The sequence below is a fragment of the Streptococcus oralis genome, from assembly GCF_026782345.1.
Lineage (GTDB): Bacteria > Bacillota > Bacilli > Lactobacillales > Streptococcaceae > Streptococcus > Streptococcus oralis_CK.
The window spans coordinates 154,819-175,344 of record NZ_JAKUWI010000001.1 but is presented as its reverse complement, the minus strand read 5'-3'; the positions used below and the strand labels follow the sequence as shown (position 1 = coordinate 175,344).

Annotated in this window: 19 protein-coding genes and 1 pseudogene; 3 read left to right on the top strand and 17 right to left on the bottom strand. The window is 42.1% G+C overall.

Annotated features, from left to right (window positions below; genetic code table 11):
* Positions 1-354: 354 nt before the first annotated feature.
* From MK405_RS00935 to MK405_RS00900, 8 genes and pseudogenes are all read right to left on the bottom strand, one after another.
* Positions 355-864 carry a GNAT family N-acetyltransferase gene (locus MK405_RS00935; protein ID WP_009730394.1) on the bottom strand — a complete coding sequence of 170 codons (510 nt, stop codon included), beginning with the start codon at positions 862-864 and terminating at the stop codon, positions 355-357.
* A gap of 238 nt (positions 865-1,102) precedes the next feature.
* Complete coding sequence (gene rpsR, locus MK405_RS00930) at positions 1,103-1,342, bottom strand: 30S ribosomal protein S18 (RefSeq protein ID WP_000068664.1); 240 nt, start codon at positions 1,340-1,342, stop codon at positions 1,103-1,105.
* 31 nt (positions 1,343-1,373) lie between these two features.
* The gene (locus MK405_RS00925; protein WP_000609613.1) at positions 1,374-1,844 is read right to left on the bottom strand and encodes a single-stranded DNA-binding protein; all 471 of its coding nucleotides are present in this window, start codon (positions 1,842-1,844) and stop codon (positions 1,374-1,376) included.
* Positions 1,845-1,855: 11 nt separating this feature from the next.
* On the bottom strand, positions 1,856-2,146 hold the full coding sequence (gene rpsF / locus MK405_RS00920; protein ID WP_001151775.1) for a 30S ribosomal protein S6: 291 nt from the start codon (positions 2,144-2,146) through the stop codon (positions 1,856-1,858).
* Between the two features lie 135 nt (positions 2,147-2,281).
* A pseudogene (locus tag MK405_RS00915) lies at positions 2,282-3,486 on the bottom strand (MFS transporter).
* A 125-nt stretch (positions 3,487-3,611) separates the two neighbouring features.
* Positions 3,612-4,955 carry an asparagine--tRNA ligase gene (gene asnS / locus MK405_RS00910; RefSeq protein WP_419153024.1) on the bottom strand — a complete coding sequence of 448 codons (1,344 nt, stop codon included), beginning with the start codon at positions 4,953-4,955 and terminating at the stop codon, positions 3,612-3,614.
* A gap of 152 nt (positions 4,956-5,107) precedes the next feature.
* The gene (locus MK405_RS00905; RefSeq protein ID WP_268704046.1) at positions 5,108-6,286 is read right to left on the bottom strand and encodes a pyridoxal phosphate-dependent aminotransferase; all 1,179 of its coding nucleotides are present in this window, start codon (positions 6,284-6,286) and stop codon (positions 5,108-5,110) included.
* 9 nt (positions 6,287-6,295) lie between these two features.
* A complete protein-coding gene (locus tag MK405_RS00900; RefSeq protein WP_070800033.1) occupies positions 6,296-6,772 on the bottom strand; it encodes a cell wall elongation regulator TseB-like domain-containing protein in 477 nt (158 codons plus the stop codon).
* A gap of 118 nt (positions 6,773-6,890) precedes the next feature.
* On the opposite strand from MK405_RS00900, the gene MK405_RS00895 reads away from it, so the two are divergent.
* Together MK405_RS00895 and MK405_RS00890 are read left to right on the top strand one after the other, a co-directional pair.
* On the top strand, positions 6,891-7,337 hold the full coding sequence (locus tag MK405_RS00895) for a MarR family winged helix-turn-helix transcriptional regulator (RefSeq protein ID WP_084873359.1): 447 nt from the start codon (positions 6,891-6,893) through the stop codon (positions 7,335-7,337).
* Positions 7,338-7,428: 91 nt separating this feature from the next.
* Complete coding sequence (locus MK405_RS00890; RefSeq protein WP_268704045.1) at positions 7,429-7,977, top strand: NADPH-dependent FMN reductase; 549 nt, start codon at positions 7,429-7,431, stop codon at positions 7,975-7,977.
* A 31-nt stretch (positions 7,978-8,008) separates the two neighbouring features.
* Here MK405_RS00890 and yaaA read toward each other — a convergent pair whose 3' ends face one another.
* From yaaA to MK405_RS00870, 4 genes are all read right to left on the bottom strand, one after another.
* Positions 8,009-8,737 carry a peroxide stress protein YaaA gene (gene yaaA / locus MK405_RS00885; RefSeq protein ID WP_268704044.1) on the bottom strand — a complete coding sequence of 243 codons (729 nt, stop codon included), beginning with the start codon at positions 8,735-8,737 and terminating at the stop codon, positions 8,009-8,011.
* A 76-nt stretch (positions 8,738-8,813) separates the two neighbouring features.
* Positions 8,814-10,409: a hypothetical protein gene (locus tag MK405_RS00880; RefSeq protein WP_268704043.1), complete on the bottom strand. Its 1,596-nt coding sequence runs from the start codon at positions 10,407-10,409 to the stop codon at positions 8,814-8,816.
* 11 nt (positions 10,410-10,420) lie between these two features.
* Positions 10,421-10,831, bottom strand: a complete 411-nt coding sequence (locus MK405_RS00875) for a peptide deformylase (RefSeq protein ID WP_235098333.1) — start codon at positions 10,829-10,831, stop codon at positions 10,421-10,423.
* A gap of 104 nt (positions 10,832-10,935) precedes the next feature.
* Positions 10,936-13,632, bottom strand: coding sequence for a cation-translocating P-type ATPase (locus MK405_RS00870; RefSeq protein ID WP_084873365.1), 2,697 nt, complete (start codon positions 13,630-13,632; stop codon positions 10,936-10,938).
* A 307-nt stretch (positions 13,633-13,939) separates the two neighbouring features.
* On the opposite strand from MK405_RS00870, the gene mntE reads away from it, so the two are divergent.
* Positions 13,940-15,124 (top strand): CDF family manganese efflux transporter MntE, encoded by a 1,185-nt coding sequence (gene mntE, locus MK405_RS00865; protein ID WP_084873367.1) that lies wholly within the window; start codon positions 13,940-13,942, stop codon positions 15,122-15,124.
* A 36-nt stretch (positions 15,125-15,160) separates the two neighbouring features.
* Here mntE and MK405_RS00860 read toward each other — a convergent pair whose 3' ends face one another.
* The 5 genes from MK405_RS00860 to MK405_RS00840 form a co-directional block, all read right to left on the bottom strand.
* Entirely contained in the window at positions 15,161-17,032 is a 1,872-nt protein-coding gene (locus MK405_RS00860) for an ABC-F family ATP-binding cassette domain-containing protein (protein ID WP_268704042.1), read from the bottom strand.
* Positions 17,029-18,228: a CCA tRNA nucleotidyltransferase gene (locus MK405_RS00855; RefSeq protein WP_268704041.1), complete on the bottom strand. Its 1,200-nt coding sequence runs from the start codon at positions 18,226-18,228 to the stop codon at positions 17,029-17,031. Before MK405_RS00855 ends, MK405_RS00860 begins: the two co-directional genes overlap by 4 nt.
* The gene (dapB, locus tag MK405_RS00850) at positions 18,225-18,992 is read right to left on the bottom strand and encodes a 4-hydroxy-tetrahydrodipicolinate reductase (protein ID WP_268704040.1); all 768 of its coding nucleotides are present in this window, start codon (positions 18,990-18,992) and stop codon (positions 18,225-18,227) included. The genes MK405_RS00855 and dapB overlap by 4 nt, the downstream gene beginning before the upstream one ends.
* A gap of 264 nt (positions 18,993-19,256) precedes the next feature.
* Entirely contained in the window at positions 19,257-20,105 is an 849-nt protein-coding gene (locus MK405_RS00845) for a DegV family protein (RefSeq protein WP_268704039.1), read from the bottom strand.
* 2 nt (positions 20,106-20,107) lie between these two features.
* Positions 20,108-20,482 carry a DUF1149 family protein gene (locus MK405_RS00840; protein ID WP_001050092.1) on the bottom strand — a complete coding sequence of 125 codons (375 nt, stop codon included), beginning with the start codon at positions 20,480-20,482 and terminating at the stop codon, positions 20,108-20,110.
* Positions 20,483-20,526: the final 44 nt, after the last annotated feature.

Here is a 20,526-nt window from a genome sequence, read left to right as displayed (position 1 = left end):
ATTCGACTACCTTAACTATTTTACCGTTAATTAATCTATATGTCAAATTTTTTCAAATTATATTATTGCATTTAATTTAATTTAAATAAACTGTAATATTTTTGCAACGATACAGTTTACAACATGAAAACCTCATATCTTAAAGTTTTCTTAAAATTTTTTTTGGACAAAATATTCTTCAAGCATTCTAAAACATACCATTATCTAAATATTTATTTTTTCTTAATAATTCAGATAATTATATTTTAGCATTTCATAGAATGTATCTCTTTTTCTAATACGAAAAATCCCTCTCTAACGAAAAAGGAATTTACGACTTCTTGCTATTTTATAGTTAAACCTTAAAAACCTATCTTAAATTAAATCTTTTGACAGATATAAAACAAGGTCACCGATATCTTCACAAACCGCATTCATGGCCGGTTGATGGTTCTGATACCAAATACCCGTCCCATCTGGAATATAGCCTCGTTTGATGTACAATCTCTGGGCAGGTCCATACCCTGAATGGAGACCAACACCAAGGGTCACCTTATCCGATATGAGCTTAACTCGTTTTTCCGCTTCTTCCATCAAGAGATTTCCAATACCTTGATTTTGAAAGGGCTCAAAGACATTGAAATCTGAGAGTTCTGGATAGATTTCTGCAAAAGGCCCCTGCTTAGCGCAGGGCAAAATTGTGATATAACCCGCTAAAGCACCCCCAACCTCTGCAACTAAGACTTCTCTCTCCTTACATTCTTGTTCAAGAAAATACCTAGCCAAAATTTCTTCTCTACCCGGCCAACCTTGATTGATAAAACCTTGGGATAGTTCTTTAACATCAGATGTTTGCATTTTTCTAATCAGACACGTTGTTTCCATAAGGTACTCCTTAAAAGCCTTCTTCCACTATTATAGCACGATAATAGAGATAAAAAGAAAGACCTATCAAACTAAAAATAGAATCCTACTAGGCCCAGAAATATCTGCTTTTGATTGTTCACAGTAAGAATCTTAATTCGCTTTCTTATTTTCAAACTCATGAAAAGAGGTTCACCCGGACCCAACTCGCTCTCTCATTTCCATGCTCGTGAAAAAAAGACCCATATGGGTCTTTTCTTTAATCTTCGTTTACGAAAGGCATCAAAGCCATTACGCGAGCGCGTTTGATAGCTGTTGTTACTTTACGTTGGTTTTTAGCTGAAGTTCCTGTTACACGACGAGGAAGGATTTTCCCACGTTCTGAAACGAAACGGCTAAGAAGCTCAGTATCTTTGTAATCAACATATTCAATTTTGTTTGCTGCGATGTAATCAACTTTTTTACGGCGTTTGAATCCGCCACGACGTTGTTGAGCCATGTTTTTTCTCCTTTATAGTATTAATTGTCCATTAGAATGGTAAATCATCATCTGAAATGTCCAATGGATTTGTTGCTCCAAATGGATTTTCAGAACGTGAAAAGTCTGGTACTGGGTTTGCAGGTGCTGATTGACCAGCAGTTGGTGCAGAATAAGCGCCACCTGAATGTCCTTCACGCACTCCGCGGCTTTCCAACATTTGGAAATTATCCGCCACGACTTCTGTTACGTAAACACGTTGTCCTTGCTGGTTATCGTAACTACGAGTCTGGATACGGCCTGTGATCCCGATAAGAGAGCCTTTTTTAGCCCAATTAGCAAGATTTTCAGCCTGTTGACGCCACATAACGACATTGATAAAATCAGCCTCACGTTCGCCATTTTGACTCTTAAATGTACGGTTTACTGCAAGAGTAAAAGTCGCAACTGCTACATTTGATGAGGTATAACGCAACTCAGCGTCACGCGTCATACGCCCTACAAGTACAACATTGTTAATCATAATCTACCTTCTTACGCGTCAAGTTTGACGATCATGTGACGAAGAATGTCAGCGTTGATTTTTGAAAGACGGTCAAACTCTTTAAGAGCTACGTCGTCGTTTGCTTCAACGTTAACGATGTGGTAAAGTCCTTCACGGAAATCTTGGATTTCGTATGCAAGACGACGTTTTTCCCAGTCTTTTGATTCAACAACAGTTGCACCGTTGTCAGTCAAGATAGAGTCAAAACGTGCTACCAAAGCGTTTTTCGCTTCTTCTTCAATGTTTGGACGAATGATATAAAGAATTTCGTATTTAGCCATTGATATGTTCCTCCTTTTGGTCTAATGACCCCCAGTCTTTGCAAGGGGTAAGTGAGGTTCGCTCACAATAAACCATTATACTAGAAAAACTGATATATAGCAAGTAAAAAAGATAAAAGTGAAAAAATAACTTTATTACTTAGAAATAACTTCCTCTTTCAGTTTCAAAGCTCCGGCCATCTCTTTCAAAATGAAAAATAGCAAAAAGCTGGCTAGTACTAAAATGAGCCCTAAGTAAAGAAAGGCTACTACAAATCCTAGATAGTCAATCAACCATCCCGTCAGAGGAAAAATGATAATCATACTTAGGCTGAACATCATAGAGTAAACACTTAGCATGGTTGCCCGTACCTCACTTGGAAGTCGCTTTTGTAAATCATTATCAAAAATCGGCTGAAAGAGAGCATATAAGGCGTTACTGATCAAATAAACCAAAATATAAATCAGCGGTGTTCCGAAGTAGGAAAGCAAATAAGTTCCTCCCGTCAAGAGTACAAGAATGGGAAAGAGCTTTAAGGCTGAATACTTCTTTCCAATCTTACTTGCTAGATAAACTGCCCAGATATTCAAAACACTGCCCATCAACATGACCATCGAAATCTGCCACCCTTCTAAGTCAGGAAGTTGATTTTGATAGTAAAAATAAAACATGCACATCAGTGTCCCGATGATTTGGGAAAGAATCATCCAACTAAAAAGGCTGGGGTTTCTCCGCAACTCCTCTTTGACAGTCCAGATTATTTTTTCATTGTCAGACGCTCAGATTTTTGCGCTTTAACACTAGGCTCTTTTAGCATCCAAGTTAGGAAAAGAACGATTATAGAAGTAACAATCATGATATAGTAAGTCAAGTGCAATTGACCATGGACAAAAAATCCCGCTAAAACGGTCCCCAAAGACCGAGTCCCTTCTGCGACTCCTGACATAAAACTGGAGATAGACAAGTAGCGCTCTTTTAATCCAGCCTCCACAGCCGAATCATAAACCATGGCTGCACTCGTCCCCGAATCAAAATTATAAGACAAGGCACTCACCACCATAGCGAGTGCGTAAATCCAAAAATTACCTTGCCCTGCTAACATGAGAATAGACGAGGCAATCCCAGCTATTCGACTTAAATATAGATTGGTTTTATAGGAATAGCGGTCAGCTAACATTCCCGAGGGAATTTCACAGATGACACTGGTGGCATGAAAAATACTTTCCAATAAGCCAATCTGCCAAAGTGACATCCCATTTTGACTGAGAAATAGAATCCAAAAGCTGGTAATGCCCAGAAAGGCAAAAAATTCCACACCAGCCATAAGACCGATATTCTTCCGGTAATTTCGTTTAAACATAGTTTCTCCTTTAACAAGTGTATTTGTATCTTTGTGTTTGTCACTTGTTAAGCTGTGCTTTACATGTTCTCCACCTCTTCTTTCTTCTACTTTGAAAAAACGCCCTAAGGGCGTTTGGATTTATTTTATGGTTTGATACGATGCAACATACGTGGGAATGGAATGGCTTCACGGATGTGTTTTGTACCTGCTGCAAAGGTTACCATACGCTCGATACCGATACCGAATCCTCCGTGTGGTACTGTACCGTATTTACGAAGGTCAAGGTAGAATTCGTATTCTGTACGATCCATACCAAGTTCTTCCATCTTAGCGACAAGGGCATCATAGTCTTCCTCACGCATAGAACCACCGATGATTTCTCCATAGCCTTCTGGTGCAAGCAAATCTGCACAAAGCACGCGCTCTGGATTTCCAGGAACTGGTTTCATGTAGAAGGCCTTGATAGCTGCTGGGTAGTTCATGACAAATGTTGGCACACCAAAGTGGTTTGAAATCCAGGTTTCATGTGGTGAACCAAAGTCATCTCCATGCTCCAAATGCTCATAGTCAGCATCTTCGTCATTCTCATGCCCTTGCAAGAGATCAATGGCTTGATCGTAAGTGATGCGTTTGAATGGCTCTGCAATGTAGCGTTTCAAAAGATCTGTATCACGTTCCAAAGTTTCCAAGGCTTGGGGAGCACGGTCAAGTACACCTTGAAGAAGGGCTTTTACGTAAGCTTCTTGCAAGTCAAGTGATTCATCGTGTGTCAGGTAGGAGTACTCAGCATCCATCATCCAGAACTCAGTCAAGTGACGGCGTGTTTTTGATTTTTCAGCACGGAATACTGGACCAAAGTCAAAGACACGGCCAAGAGCCATAGCCCCTGCTTCTAGGTAAAGCTGACCTGATTGGCTCAAGTAGGCTGGAGTTCCAAAGTAGTCTGTTTCAAAGAGTTCTGTTGAATCTTCTGCCGCATTCCCTGAAAGAATTGGGCTATCAAACTTCATGAAGCCGTTCTTATCAAAGAACTCATAAGTTGCATAAATGATAGCGTTACGGATTTGCATCACAGCCACTTGCTTACGAGAGCGTAGCCACAAATGACGGTTGTCCATTAAGAAGTCTGTTCCGTGTTCTTTTGGTGTGATTGGGTAGTCTTGAGATTCACCGATCACTTCGATGTCTGTAATATCCAACTCATAGCCAAACTTAGAACGTTCGTCTTCTTTGACAATCCCTGTCACATAAACAGACGTTTCTTGGCTCAAGTGTTTGATCGTTTCAAATTTTTCAAGACCTACCTCGTCACCAAATTTTTCAATGAAGTTTGGTTTGAAGGCGACTCCTTGGAAAAAGGCTGTTCCGTCACGCAATTGCAAGAAGGCAATTTTCCCTTTTCCTGATTTGTTGGCAACCCAGGCTCCGATGGTCACTTCTTGACCAACGTAGTCTTTTACATCGATAATTGTTACACGTTTTGTCATAATCTATCTTCCTTTTTTCGTTTAACTTGTCCGAAGACATCATTACCCACTATTTTACCATAAATAGACTGTGATAGCTAGGTTCTACTAGAGAAAAATCGCGAGATTTTCGATACAAAAAATCTTCGCTAGAACGGCGAAGATTCTAAGTTTTATTTTTCCATAAACTGATGCAAACGGCGAATAGCTTCTTTTAATGTATCCAAGTCTGTGGCATAGCTGAGACGAACATTTTCTGGTGCTCCAAATCCAGCTCCTGTAATCAGGGCAAGGCCGACTTCTTCGAGAATAGCCGTTGTAAATGCTGTCACATCAGTATAACCTTTCATCTCCATCGCTTTTTTAACATTTGGGAAGAGATAGAAGGCTCCCTGGGGCTTGACAACTTCAAACCCTGGCACTTGGCACAAGAGAGGATAAATGGTATTCAAACGTTCTTCAAAGGCTTGGCGCATGGTTTCAACAGAGTCTTGCGGTCCAGTCAGCGCCTCAATCGTTGCATATTGAGATACTGCTGTCAGATTTGAAGTCGTTTGTCCTGTCAATTTGCTCATGGCAGCGATAATTTCAGGATTTCCCACAGCATAACCTACCCGCCAACCAGTCATGGCATAGGCCTTAGATACACCGTTAATCACGATGGTTTGCTTGCGAATGGTTTCTGACAAACTAGAGATTGGAACAAATTCGTTCCCGTTATAAACCAGACGACCGTAAATATCATCTGCTAGGATAAGGACATCATGCGCAACAGCCCAATTTCCGATAGCCAAGAGTTCCTCACGAGAGTAAATCATACCGGTCGGATTCGATGGTGAATTGAGAACCAAGACCTTTGTCTTAGCTGTTCGCGCTGCTTCTAGCTGCTCTACTGTTACTTTAAAGTGATTGTCTTCCTTGGCCTGAACAAAGACTGGCACACCTTCTGCCATCTTGACCTGGTCTCCATAACTGACCCAGTATGGTGTAGGGATGATGATCTCATCACCAGGATTGACCACAGCCATAAAGAAGGTGTAGAGAGAGAACTTAGCACCAGTGGCAAAGGTAACCTCGTTAGCTGCTACAGAATACCCATAATAGCGTTCAAAATAGGTATTAACAGCCGCTTTTAACTCTGGTAGGCCTGAAGCAACTGTATAAAAGGAAGCTCGTCCATCTCGAATCGCTTCTACCGCTGCATCCTGAATGTTTTCAGGAGTATGAAAATCAGGCTGTCCCAAGGTTAAGAAAAGAACATCTTTTCCCTGAGCTTTTAATGCTTTGGCTCTTGCATCACTAGCTAGAGTGACGCTTTCTTCCATTTCTAGTACACGTTTGGATAGTTTCATATACCCTCCTTATTGGATCACTGCTCCTGTTTCAAAGTCAACCAGATAGTACTGGTTTCCTGACTTAACTTCCCAAATCGGCTTGTCCTGATAACGACCAAAGGTGATTTTGTCAATGTCGCTAGCTCCTTTTTCTCTCGAAATCGTCGCTGCCTTGTCTTGAGAAATCCCCTTATCTAGCTGATAGACATAAATCTTGTGGTCATTCTTTTCAATCAGTACGGCAATGGCCTCTTGCTTTTTATTATGTCCCAGAACACTGTAATAACCCTCTAGACCATTGTAGAAATCAACCTGATCTGCCTTTTCCAATTCTGCATACTGCTTGGCTAGTTTTTCTCCTTCAACCCTAGCATCTTGATAGGGTTTCATGCTGAGTGATATCAGATAAAGGAAGGAAGTGGTCATGACTAGTACTACCAGAGCAATGCCAATTCCATACTGTAAAAGTAGCTTGTTTTTTGCTTTTTTCTGTCTTAGTTTCACTCGTCTATTTTACCATCTCTCCTTCTTTATTACAAGTGAAGACAGGAACATTCTAAGATTCTTTTCCTATAAAATATAAGTTCTTGTTTTTCTCTCTCATTATTGATAAAATAGCCTTATGAAACAATATTTGAATGAGAAAATTTCCGATAATCAATTAGACTTAAAAACGGCTATCGTCCTCAATAAAGCCATACGGACTTTTAAACCATATGAAGCCAAAGCCGCTAAAGAACACGGACTAACCCCTACTCAATTTTCCGTTCTGGAAACCCTCTATAGCAAGGGGGAACTACGCATTCAAGATTTGATTGAAAAAATGCTAGCCACTTCTGGAAATATGACTGTTGTCATTCGAAATATGGTTCGAGATGGGTGGATTTCTAGAATTTGTGACCCCAAGGATCGTCGCTCTTTTTTCCTGAAATTAACACCTGCAGGACGCAGAAAAATCGAAGAGGTTCTTCCTGACCATATTGATTCGATCGTAGAAGCACTCAGCATCTTGGAAGATGGCGAAAAGGAAGACTTAATCCGCATTTTAAAAAAATTTAAAAATTTGTGAGCAAAATTATTGCTAATTAGTATCATTTGTTGTAACATAGATGGTAACAAAAGAGTTCGCTCTTTAAATTTTTTACTAAAGGAGACACATCATGTCTAAAAAAGTACTATTTATCGTCGGTTCACTACGCCAAGGTTCTTTCAACCACCAAATGGCCCTCGAAGCTGAAAAAGCACTTGCTGGAAAAGCGGAAGTTAGCTATCTTGATTACTCAGCTGTTCCTCTCTTCAGCCAAGATTTGGAAGTTCCAACTCATCCAGCTGTAGCTACTGCTCGTGAAGCAGTCCTTGCTGCGGATGCTATCTGGATCTTCTCTCCAGTCTACAACTTCTCTATCCCTGGAACAGTGAAAAACTTGCTTGACTGGCTCTCTCGTGCCATTGACTTGTCTGATACACGTGGTGCTTCTGCCCTCCAAGACAAGTTTGTTACTGTCTCATCTGTAGCCAATGCCGGTCACGATCAACTCTTTGCTATTTATAAAGACCTCTTGCCATTTATCCGTACACAAGTCGTTGGTGATTTTACAGCTGCTCGTGTCAATGACTCTGCTTGGGCAGATGGAAAATTGGTGTTAGAAGAAGCAACTGCTTCATCACTTGCAAAACAAGCGGACGACCTTCTTGCAGCCATCAATTAATCAAACAAAAACCAGCTCGAATGAGCTGGTTTTATGCTTGTTTCACAAAGACGAGTTCTAAATCACTTGATAAATCAGGTCGGTAGTCAAAACCGGCGAAGCTAAGCTTACGAGCTTGCTCAACTGTTTGAACTTGTCCTTCTATCAAGGCGGTCAAAAAGGCCCCACGCGCTTTTTTTGAAATGGTTGAATGGATTTTCAACTGACCTGCCTTATCCTCCATAAATTTAAAAGTCACCATCTTTTCTCTGATTTCCTTCGAAAATACGGTTTCAAACTCTGATGATAGGAGGGAGAATATCAAATCCTCATCCTGTAGCGCCTCATCGTAGGCTGACTTCCAATGAGTCTTTAGGGTTTTACCAACTACTTTTAACTTCATCAAGAAGTCCAAACGATGAGGAGCCATGGGCGACAAGGCTGGGACAACACCGTATAAAGCTGATGTTATTAAAACATGATTTTCAAGATAGGTTTGTTCAGCCTCAGCTAACCCATCTCGTTTGATATGGCGATACATGAGACCATCGAATAGTTTCAAAGCTGGATAATGTTTAGCCCTGTGATCTTTTAAAGCTTGAATATGAGCGTACTCTTCTTCTGCTTTCTCGGCAGATACCTTATAAAAAGTCTCTAATTCACTAGCTGAGTAATGCGCCAGTGAGTCAAGGACTGCCTGACTTTCTTCCCTCAAAGGGAGCGCTTCGATACAAGGATGGTTTGTGTTCATTTCTTTTGCTGTTGGGATTAAAATTTTCATATTGTTAGTGTAGCATATTTTTCAATCACGACCAAGAATTTCATCTTAAAAACCTCGGTTCATACCGAGGTTTCTTTTACTTGACTTTAAAGGTCTTGAGATAGTTATCTTTTCCAACTTGACCTTCAAAAGATTGACCGTTTTCAAGGTAAGGAAGGTCGTCTGATACCGAAGCCTTGACCTTGTAAATCTTGTCATCAACTTTGAAGAAGTAGACAGTATCCCCCTTGATGACAGCTGATTTAAGGTCTGAAACCACTCCCTTGATACTTTCTACCGTTTCGTTATCCAGATCGAGGTCGTTTTTATTGGCATACTTGCTGAGGAGTTCATCTACCGTAGTTGCTACGATGACGTTTTGGTACTCCACGGCATCGACCAATGCATACTCCTTGACCAAGCCTGCATTGTCCTTCAAGCCCATGATATAGAGTGGTTTTTCATTGAGATTGACAAGAATAGGGAATGTAGCCTTGTAGGCCTTCTCTTGCACTGCTCCCTCTGCAGAAGCACGGGCTGATTCTTCGGTTGCTGATGCTAGATTGTACTTGGTGATTTCACCAGTGCGCATATTTTCAAGGATAAATCCTAGATTACTTTCATCAGCATTTGCTGAAGTCACTCCTGTATAGAGATAAATGTCATTTCCGATAGAAAGATAGTTATAGCCCTCGGTCGTTTGGGTAACGTTTTTCTTAGAAATCAAGGCATTCCAGAAGCCGTCTTTATACTTGCCGTTGTAGTTGATTTGCTCGATGGTTTCTTCGGCCGGATAGACACGGTCCACCCATTCTGGCACCTCATCCAAGCTGTATTCCTTAGTTTCTCCATTTATGGCGTCCAAGATAATAACAGACGAAGGACGAGGGACTCCTAGACCAAACTGCTTTTGATAAACGGTTGCTACATAGAAAGGATTGCCTTCATCATCCACCTCAAAGGATGGCGTTTTAAAAATCTTGGTTGGGTACTTGATCCTAAGATGACGTTTGACGTCTCGGTTAAAATACTCGGAGTCTGAATACTTCATCGGTGTTTTCAAGTCTACCAATTCAGCGTTCCCTGTCACCATATCAACCTTGATATACTCACCAATTCCCTTGGACTGATTATTAAACCATTTGATCGGATCGGCGTACTGCAAAGGTGTCACCCGATAGGGTTTGCCATCAACCGTCAACTGGGTATAAGTATCTGCTGCTACGTACTGGGAGACCTTATCCGTCAGAGAGCCTAGATAACGGTCACCAATCTTTTCTGCAGTGCTTCGATCTAGGATTGGAACCTTACTGGTATCACTCTTAGGAAAATCTTTAAAATCTTTTTCTGTGATAGACACCACATTAGCATAATTTTTTGCTTGGAAAAAGCTAGAGGTCACTAGGCTTACCAGACCAGCAAGAGCAAAGATAAGGCCTGCAGCCAACAACAATCCTCCACCTAATTTATTAAAATGAAGCCCTTCTAGATTGAGTTCGTTGGCAGGCTTGCCATGACGTACGTGAACTATCTTGAAAGGATTGGTATTCCTTCGAAAACTAAACAAAATCCCCATCACCACCAAATGTCCACATAGGAAAAAGATAAATTCCCAGCTAGTAAGATTGAAGGGTGGTAAAAAGATATACCATGTCGTTGCGATAAAAACAAGTTCAAAAATTATACGTTTCATCTGAATTCCTCCTAAATGATCCGTCCTTCCAAATGATCCAGTTCATGTTGGCAGATCTGAGCTGGAAAACCCGTCAGCGTAATGGTCTGTTCCTGCCACTTGCTATCACGATAGGAAACCGTAATCGTTTCATAACGAGTTGTTGGTCGCACCCCAGTCAAGGACAAACACCCTTCCTCTGTCTCGTAAGGTTCTTTATAGGAAAGGAGAACGGGATTAAACATGACTATGGGAACCAAGCCAAGATTAAAGATAATCACGCGCTTCTGCACGCCAATCATATTAGCCGCTAGACCGACACAGGTCTCGCGATTGGCCAGCATGGTATCCTGTAAATCTCTAGCTAGATAAAGGTCTTCCTGCCTTGCAGGTTTCGAGACCTGCGACAAAAATAAGACATCTCGGACAATTTTCTTTTCCATTCTCTTACGCTCCTTGCCATTTTACTTTATTATAGCACAAAAGCGGATAACTCCTAACTATTCTCCTCAAATGCAAAAAAAGCCATCCGAAGATGACTTTCTTTTTAAATCGCGTTCTTATCAAAACCAAGCTTGCGTTGAACAAACTTAACGATTTCGACAATGAGTATCATTGAGAAGCTTCCGCCCATAACGATTCCCCATTGTGATAAGTCTAGTTTGGTTACGTGGAAGATGCTTTCTAATGGATCAATAACAATAGTTGATGCTAGTAAAATAAATGAAACCAAGATTGACCAGTTGAAAGTTTTAGATTTAAATGGGCCAACAGTCAAAATGGATTGGTAAACAGACTTGACGTTGTAGGCATGGAAGAGCTGGATCAAACCAAGTGTTGCAAAGGCCATGGTGAGGGCATCAGCGTGGATAGCTTGATTGTCACCCACATGAACTGGGTAAAGAAGGGCAAGACCATAAACGGCTAGAACAAGAGCACCTTGAAGGAGACCTTGATAGATGATGGAACTCATGACCCCACCTGAGAAGAAGCTTGACTTACGTCCACGTGGTTTATGGGTCATAACACCTGGCTCAGCTGGCTCAACACCGAGAGCGATGGCTGGGAAGGTATCCGTTACCAAGTTAATCCACAAGAGATGAACTGGCTGTAAGACATCCCAACCAAACAAGGTTGATAGGAAGATAGTCAAAACTTCAGCCGTATTGGCAGAAAGAAGGTACTGAATAGTCTTTTGAATGTTTGAGAAAACCTTACGTCCTTCTTCAACTGCGACGATGATGGTCGCGAAGTTATCATCCGCAAGAATCATGTCAGATGCTCCCTTAGAAACCTCTGTACCAGTAATTCCCATACCGATACCGATATCGGCTGTTTTCAGAGCTGGGGCATCATTAACACCGTCACCTGTCATGGCAACGACCTTACCTTGGTTTTGCCAAGCTTTCACGATACGAACCTTGTGTTCTGGAGATACACGCGCATAAACAGAGTATTGACCAACTACTTTTTCAAATTCTTCATCAGAAAGTTCGTTAAGTTCCGCACCAGTCAAGACATGGTCTTCTGAGTCATTTTCATCGATGATTCCCAAACGTTTGGCAATGGCTTCTGCTGTGTCTTGGTGGTCACCCGTAATCATGATTGGACGGATTCCCGCTTCTTTAGCCACACGAACGGCTTCTGCTGCTTCGGCACGTTCAGGATCAATCATCCCAATCAAACCAGTAAAGATCAAGTTGTTTTCAAGCTCTTCAGAAATGAGGTTTTCTGGAATGCTGTCTACAATCTTATAAGCACCTGCCAGGACACGCAAGGCTTGGTGAGCCATTTCAGAGTTGTTTGTGTGAATTAAGTCATTGACTTTCTCATCAATCGAAGCAATATCACCAGCCTTATCACGAGCAACACAACGTTTCAAGAGTTGGTCAGGAGCTCCCTTGACTGCCACTAAGAATTTCCCATCTGGCAATGGGTGAACCGTTGACATGAGTTTACGATCTGAGTCAAATGGCAATTCAGCTACACGAGGATATTTTTCTAAAAATCCTTTAACATCATAGCCCTTATCCAAGGCATACTGGATAAAGGCTGTTTCGGTTGGATCCCCGATTAGGTTTCCTTCTGCATCAATCTTAGTATCATTAGCCAAAACAACTGAACGAAGAAGAGGCATTTCAAGACCTAGTTCAATGTCATCAGCTGAATCATGTAGGACTGCATCATAGAAGACTTTTTCGACGGTCATCTTGTTCATGGTAAGCGTACCAGTCTTATCAGAAGCGATGATCTCAGTTGAACCAAGTGTTTCTACTGCTGGCAACTTACGAACGATAGAGTTTCGTTTTGCCAAAACTTGAGTACCAAGGGCAAGAACGATGGTCACGATAGCTGGGAGTCCTTCTGGAATGGCTGCAACAGCAAGTGCAACAGAGGTCATCAACTCACCAAGTGGATCTTTACCTTGAATGAAGACTCCAACTACAAAAGTAACAAGGGCAATGACCAAAATAGCATAGGTCAAGACCTTAGAAAGGTTGTTCAAGTTTTGTTTGAGTGGTGTATCCGTCTCATCCGCATCTTGGAGCATGCCAGCGATATGACCAACTTCCGTGTACATACCTGTATTGACGACAACACCAAGACCACGACCATAGGTCACGTTTGAGTTTTGGAAAGCCATATTGACACGGTCACCAATACCAGCATCTGCAGCAAGTTCAACTGTCAAGTCTTTTTCGACTGGAACAGACTCACCTGTTAAGGCCGCTTCTTCGATTTTAAGTGAATTAGCTTCTAGCAAACGTAGGTCTGCTGGTACCACATCACCAGCTTCAAGGACAACGATATCTCCTGGCACCAATTCTTTGGAATCAATCTCTGCCATGTGCCCATCACGAATAACGCGAGCAGCTGGACTGGACATAGACTTGAGGGCCTCGATGGCCTCTTCCGCTTTTCCTTCTTGGTAAACACCGAAGGCTGCGTTGATGATAACAACGGCTAGGATAATGATCGCATCTGCAATATCTTCCCCACCAGAAGTTATGACAGACAAGATGGCTGCAGCCACCAAAATAATAATCATCAAATCCTTAAACTGTTCGATGAATTTGACCAAGAGAGATTTTTTCTCACCCTCTTCGAGTTCATTGCGCCCATATTCAGCAAGGCGTTTCTGCGCTTCGCTTGACGAAAGGCCTTGCTCAGTTGCTTCAACCGACTTCAAGACCTCTCCAGGACTTTGAGTATAAAACGCTTGGCGTTTTTGTTCTTTTGACATGTGTCTCCTCCTTGACATTGTGTGCAAAACAAGCTCTCTTTTGGTTTTATGACAAACAAAAAGAGACCTGTTAATCATAACAAGTCTCGCTGTTTAAGATAGGGCCGGAAGGTATACTTTGCAGTACACAATTCGGAATGACGACACTATCACAGGTTTCTGCCAGCTACTCCCTTGAGTAGTACTATTATACCAAATTTTGAAAAGTTTTCAATCATTAAAATTCGATGAAGGAGGACTAAATTTGAATTTTCCCGCAAAAACCAGTATAATGAAAGAATATTATTTATACTAAAAAGGAAGTCCAATGAATCAATCCATGTCAAATCTCAAGTTAGCTGAGCGTGGTGCCATTGTCAGTATCTCGACCTACTTACTCTTGTCTGCGGCAAAATTAGCGACTGGCCACCTCCTACATTCTTCCAGTTTGGTAGCGGATGGTTTCAACAACGTATCCGATATTATCGGAAATGTTGCTCTTCTGATTGGCATTCGGATGGCTCGCCAGCCTGCAGACCGTGACCACCGCTTTGGACACTGGAAGATTGAAGATTTAGCTAGTTTGATCACTTCCATCATCATGTTCTACGTTGGCTTTGATGTGCTTCGGGACACCATTCAGAAAATCCTCAGTCGGGAACAAACGATTATTGATCCTCTAGGAGCATTCCTAGGAATCATTTCTGCGGCGGTTATGTTTGTCGTTTATCTCTATAACACAGGCCTCAGTAAGAAATCCAAATCCAAAGCTCTAAAGGCAGCTGCTAAGGATAATCTTTCTGATGCTGTTACCTCACTTGGAACCGCCATTGCCATCCTAGCTAGCAGTTTCAATTATCCAATTGTGGATAAACTGGTTGCTATCATCATCACTTTCTTTATCTTAAAGACAGCCTATGATATCTTTATTGAATCTTCCTTCAGTCTTTCAGATGGTTTTGATGACCGGCTACTAGAAGACTACCAAAAGGCTATCATGGAGATTCCAAAGATTAGTAAGGTCAAGTCCCAAAGAGGGCGTACCTACGGTAGCAACATCTACCTTGATATTACCCTAGAAATGAATCCCGATTTATCAGTCTATGAAAGTCACGAAATTGCAGATCAGGTCGAGTCTATGCTAGAAGAGCGTTTTGGGGTCTTTGATACCGATGTCCATATCGAACCTGCTCCTATACCTGAGGATGAAATTTTAGACAATGTCTACAAAAAACTGCTCATGCGTGAGCAATTGATTGACCAAGGAAATCAGCTAGAAGAACTCCTTGCTGAGGACTTTATCTATATCCGTCAAGATGGGGAGCAGATGGATAAAGAAGCTTATAAGGCTGAAAAAGAACTTAAAGCTACAATTAAGGACATTCAGATTACCTCCATCAGTCAAAAAACCAAGCTCATTTGCTATGAGTTAGATAGTATCGTCCACACCAGTATCTGGCGCCGTCACGAAACTTGGCAAAATATCTTTCATCAAGAAACCAAAAAAGAATAGAGAAATCCTGTCATGAGACGGGATTTTTCTATTCTTCTATCTATCAAATTCACTTAGATATTCATAGCGTTCGTATTTTTCAAGCAGTTCTTCGTTTTTCTCGTCTAGCTCTTTCTGAAGGGTCGCTAGTTTGCCAAAGTCAGAGCCATTTGCCTGCATCTCCTCTTCAATAGCAGAGATACGATTCTCCAAGGCTTCAATATCGCCTTCAATGCTTGCCCACTCCTGCTTTTCTTGGTAGGTCATGCGTTTCTTGTCTTCTCGAACCTTGACCACTCTTTCCTTTTCGGCCTTTTGCACTTGATTAGCCATCTCTGTTTCAAAGGCTTTTTCGTCAAGGTAGTCGGTGTAATGACCAAAGAAAGGACGAATCTTGCCATCTTCAAAAGCGAGAATCTTGGTCGCTACCTTATCTAGGAAATAACGGTCGTGGCTAACTGTCAAGACAGGACCCGCAAAGCCCTGCAAGAAATTCTCCAAAACTGTCAAGGTCGCAATATCTAGGTCATTTGTTGGTTCGTCCAAGAGAAGAACATTTGGTTTTTCTAAGAGAAGTTTGAGGAGATAAAGGCGTTTTTTCTCTCCCCCAGATAATTTCTCAATCAAGGTTCCATGGGTTGAACGTGGGAAGAGGAACTGCTCCAGCAACTCAGCGATGGAAGTCGTAGAACCACCACTGGTCTTGACCTCCTCTGCCACTTCCTGCAGGTAATTGATAACGCGCTTGCTTTCATCTAAACCTTCGATTTGTTGAGAGAAATAGGCAATGCGAACCGTCTCACCGATGATAACTTGACCTTTAGTCGGCTCAAGACTTCCTGCGATGAGATTAAGCAGAGTTGACTTCCCGACACCGTTGTCCCCAACAATTCCGATACGGTCTTTGGCTTGCACCAAGAGATTAAAATTTTGTAATATTGGCTTATTCTCATAAGCAAAGGAAACATCTTTAAACTCGATAACCTTCTTACCAATACGGCTAGTTTCAAAGTTCATGGTTAAGTCTGTTTCAGCAACGCCACCTGAAACTTCTTTTTTCAAGTCGTGGAAACGATTGATACGAGCTTGTTGCTTGGTCGCACGCGCCTGCGGTTGTCTGCGCATCCAGGCCAATTCTTGCTTATAAAGTTGTTCCTTTTTATGGAGAAGGGCCGCATCACGCTCATCCTGTTCCGCCTTTAGGCGAACATAGTCCTGATAATTCCCCTGATACTCGGTCAAGCCTGCTCGGTCCAACTCGAAAATCCGCGTTGACAGCGCATCTAGGAAATAACGATCGTGGGTGATAAAGAGAACGGTCTTCTTGGAATTTTTCAAAAAGAGGGTTAGCCACTCAATGGTCGCAATGTCCAGATGGTTGGTCGGCTCGTCCAGAAGCAAGAGGTCGTGGTTTCCTAGGAGAACTTGCGCCAACTGAACCCGTCTTCTCAGACCACCTGACAGTTCCCCAACTGGAGTGGACAAGTCCTGAATACCTAGTTTGCTGAGGACCGTCTTGACCTGGCTTTCAATTTCCCAGGCTTGAAGAGAATCCATCTCTGCCATAACCCGTTCCAAACGAGCCTGCTTGTCCTCACTGTAGTTGAGCATGATTAACTCATACTCACGAATCAACTGGATTTCCTTGAGGTCGCTGGAGAGAACCGTGTCCAAAACTGTCTTGCTATCATCAAAATCTGGATTCTGAGTCAAGTAGCCAATCTTGTAGTCATTCTTAGCTGAAAAAGGACTGACATCCCCATCAAAGCCAGAAACACCAGAAAGGACATCTAACAGAGTGGTCTTACCAGTCCCATTGACACCAATCAGACCGATTCTGTCCAAGTCATGGATGATAAAAGAAATATCCTTAAAAACGGTCTTGTCACCGATGGATTTGCTTAGTTTTTCAACGATAAAATCACTCATTTTTTCTCCCTCAGGTAAGCATGGATTGCTTGACGATCATTTTCCAATTCTCCATCGACAATGGCAAACTCAATCTCTGTTAAAATCTCTCCCAAGTCTGGTCCTGGCTGGTAACCATATTCCTTAATCAAAATTCCACCGTTAATCTGAATTTCTTTCTTGTCATGAATGGTCAAACTCTGGTAAGTTTCTGTGATAGCTTGTGGATTGACTTCTTTCCCTTGGGCCTGACGAAGACTTTCAGCTTGTAGAAGGGAATCCAAGTCAAAGCGGTAACAATCACGCTTGCTCAGCTCTCCTTCTTCTCGCAAAGCCAAAATAGTCAGCAAATCCTGAACCTGCTTTGCAAACTGGCGTGAGGTCTTCCAATGTTTCAAAAATGGCTGTGCATCTTTAATCTCCAAAGCCCACAATAGAGCTGCCCAGGCTTGTTCGGAGGATTCAAAAGTGAAATCAGTCTCCAAATCAAACAGTCTGTTGAGCTTGTCTTGGCTTCCTGCCATATCTGGAAGATAGTCATAAGCTCGACTCTCAATCATGGAAGACAGACCCACTCGCCAAAAAGGTGGCCGCAAGAGCTTATCAAACTCAACGAAGGTGCGTTCCACAGAAATTTTCTCCAAGAGTGGTGTCAAAGTCTTCATCGCCTCAAAAGTTTCTGACTCAACTTTAAAACCGAGACTGGCCTGAAAACGGAAACCACGCATAATCCGCAGAGCATCTTCGTTGAAACGCTCACTAGCCACTCCAACTGCTCGCAAGACTTGATTTTTTAAATCTTCTAATCCATAGAATAAGTCAATGATTTCGCCTGTCTCGTCCAAGGCAAAGGCATTAACTGTGAAATCACGGCGCTTGAGGTCTTCTTCTAGCGAACGCACAAAGGAAACCGCACTGGGTCTGCGATAGTCCACATAGACATCTTCGGTCCGAAAGGTGGTTACCTCATACTCCTCGTCCCCTTCTAAAACTAAGACGGTTCCGTGCTCGATTCCAATATCGGCTGTGCGGGAGAATATCTGCTTGGTCTCCTCTGGATAAGAAGAAGTAGCGATATCCACATCGTGGATGGGACGATTGAGGAGGGCATCTCGAACAGAGCCTCCAACAAAATAGGCTTCAAAACCTGCTTCTTTAATTTTTTCTAATACTGGTAAAGCCTTCTGAAATTCAGAAGGCATTTGTGTTAATCTCATAATAAGTGTTCTAATCCATAGACAAGCTCATGACGCTTGACAACTTCTTTGATTCCCAAATTCACCCCTGTCATGAAGGAGCTGCGATCATAGGAGTCATGACGGAGGGTCAATCCTTCTCCCTGATTGCCAAAGATGACTTCCTGATGGGCTACCAAGCCTGGTAGACGAACCGAGTGGATCCGCATGCCATCAAAGTCAGCACCACGGGCACCTGCAATCAATTCTTCCTCATCAGGCGCACCTTGTTGGATAGACTCTCGCACTTCCGCCATCAGCTCAGCCGTTTTAATAGCTGTTCCGCTCGGAGAATCTTTTTTCTTGTCATGATGGAGCTCGATAATCTCCACATTTGGGAAATATTTGGCAGCCTGCGTCGCAAATTGCATAAGCAAGACAGCCCCCATGGCAAAGTTAGGGGCAATCAAGCCACCCAAATCTTGTTCACGGGAAAATGCTTTTAGTTCTGCAATTTCTTCACTAGTGAATCCTGTTGTTCCTACGACAGGAGCAAAGCCATTTTCAAGAGCAAAGCGTGTATTTTCGTAGGCAACGGCTGGTGTAGTAAAATCTACCCAAACATCCGCTTCAACACCAGCCAAGTCAGCCTTATCATTGAAGACAGGAATCCCCTGCCACTCTGACTCAGACTCAAAAGGATCCAAAACTGCGACCAAGTCCAAGTCTGGATCAGCCAAGACCATCTGACAAGCAGCTTGGCCCATCTTTCCCTTAAAACCGGCAATAATTACTCGAATACTCATCTCTACTCCTGTCTAAGATACAAAGCCTGTAAGAACACAAAGTGAAAATAGGTGTTCTGATCAAGGAGTGTCTACTCCTTGGAAGAACTATCTTTTTCACACAGGGTTCCAGGCGTGTTCAATTATCAAGATACAAAGGACGTTAGCTGCCCATGAAAAATAGGGAATGGCGCTGACTTTCTACGAAAGGCAAGACAGGCATCTTTTTTCAAGAGGCAGGTAGGTCGTGTTCAATTTCTAAGACACAAAGTCTGCAAGAACAATTTAGACGATTGGTGTATAGCTCAAGGCGATGCTACCTTCTCCAAGGTGGGTCCCAATGACACTACCAAAGGTTTCAATTGGAATTTCAGCAGTCACACCACTCTCCATCAAAAGCTGACGTAAATCCGCTGCCTTTTGAGGAGCGTTCCCATGGATGACTGTGATACGGTAGTTCCCATCTTTTGTCAACTCCTTGATGATTTCCACCAAACGTTTAATTGCTTTCTTTTCTGTACGAACTTTTTCGTAAACTTCAATCACTCCTTGGTCATTAAAATAGAGGATAGGCTTGATACTGAGGAGATTTCCTAGGATGGCTGCACCATTTGACAGACGTCCTCCCTTAACCAAGTGATCAAGGTCGTCTACTATGATAAAGGCCGAGTTGTCAGCGATTTGGATAGCCAATTTCTCCTGAATCTGAGTAAAATCATCGCCTTTTTCTGCCCATTCAAAGGCACTCTCTACCATAAATCCTAGAGGATCACTTGTGATATGGGTATCCGGAAAGGCAATGGTCAAACCTTCATACTCGTCCAACAGGTATTGGATATTCTGATAAAAGCCTGAAATTCCTGACGAAAGGAAAAGGCCCAAGACATGGGTATAACCCTCTTCTTTCAAGGAACATAGAGTCTCATCCAATTTGGCAATACTTGGTTGACTAGTTTTAGGCAATTCTACAGACTGAGCCATTTTTTGATAAAATTCCTCAGCAGTCAGATTGACACCTTCAACATACTCCTCTCCATCAATATTGACAGGAATATCCAAGATAAAAAGATTCTCTCTTTGCAGCGTCTTCTCCTCTAAATAGGCTGAAGAATCTGTAATGACAGCTAATTTCATGACTAAAACTCCAAATTGATCCCTGGAAGATCCAAGGCGATTTCTGTTACTTCATACGTCAAACGATTGAGCATGTTCAAACATGGACGTGCCAAGGTTTCGACTTCTTCTTGGTTAAATTCGCTTGGTTCGTTGACAATACGACCTTCCACATGGTTAACTTGGGAAATCGTTCCGCTGATGACAAATTTGTCAAAGACAATCATGAAGCTCAAGATAACGACAAGCGAAGTCACTTGATTTTCTTGGTCATGTTGGAGCAACTGAAAGTTCACGTCTACCTTGGTTTCAGGAGCTCCATTTTCATTTTCCCATTCAAAGTTACGAGCATCAAAGTGATACTGGCTAACAAATTCTTGTTCTCGTTTAAGATTCATTTTTCTCTCCCATTGCTACAATTTACTATGCAATTGTACCACAT